This window comes from Methylophaga sp. UBA5088, assembly GCF_002414625.1.
Classification (GTDB): domain Bacteria; phylum Pseudomonadota; class Gammaproteobacteria; order Nitrosococcales; family Methylophagaceae; genus Methylophaga; species Methylophaga marina.
This window is the reverse complement of sequence record NZ_DIAC01000016.1, coordinates 8,549-9,318: the sequence shown is the minus strand read 5'-3', so window position 1 is coordinate 9,318 and position 770 is coordinate 8,549. Positions and strand designations below refer to the sequence as shown.

Annotated in this window: 2 protein-coding genes; both read left to right on the top strand. The window is 41.7% G+C overall.

Translation table 11 applies throughout. The features are described 5' to 3' along the window. The coding region (locus B4K20_RS02175; RefSeq protein ID WP_289281730.1) for an Asd/ArgC dimerization domain-containing protein at positions 1 to 270 on the top strand (270 nt) is incomplete at its 5' end. Positions 271 to 303: 33 nt separating this feature from the next. Then, positions 304 to 770 (top strand): type IV pilus assembly protein FimV (locus B4K20_RS02170; protein WP_414683360.1); only part of this gene is annotated, 467 nt, incomplete at its 3' end.

Genomic DNA, 770 nt, shown 5'->3' with positions numbered 1-770 from the left:
GAAACGCGTGACACGATCACTGCTGAACAATGTAAGGCACTTTATGAAAAAGCAAACGGTATTGTCCTGCTTGATGAACGTAAAGATGGTGGTTATCCAACAGCAGTGACAGAGTCTTCAGGTCAGGATCCTGTATTTGTCGGACGTATTCGTGAAGACATTTCCCATGATAAAGGACTGGATTTATGGGTTGTTGCTGATAACGTACGTAAAGGTGCGGCACTTAACAGTGTTCAAATTGCAGAAGTGTTAGTAGAAAAGTACCTTTAAAATAAGCTAGATAAGGAAGTTAAGGGGATGAAAATGAAGAAACAGCTTTTTGCCAGTATCGCTGTCGCATCAACGATAGGCTTTTTCACCCCCTTAACGAGTTATGCGTTTGGTTTGGGCGAAATTAAAGTCATGTCAGCACTTAATGAGCCCTTCAAAGCAACGATTGATATCAACTCACTCTCTACAGAAGAAAAAGAGAGTTTTGAAATCAGAATCGCCTCAAATGACGAGTTTGAAAAAGCAGGATTAGACCGAAGTTATATCCTGAGCCAGTTAAAGTTTGATGTTGTTGAGCAATCAGGAAAGCCTCGCGTTTTAATCACTTCGCAACTACCTGTAAAAGAACCTTTCTTGGACTTTTTGCTAACAGCCTCTGCTGGAGGTGGAAAACTCATCAGAGAGTACACGGTACTTCTTGATCCACCTGAAGTGTTGATGTCATCTCAACGCACTACTCAACAAGCTGCATCTACACCTTCTGTGAATAAGGCTGACAC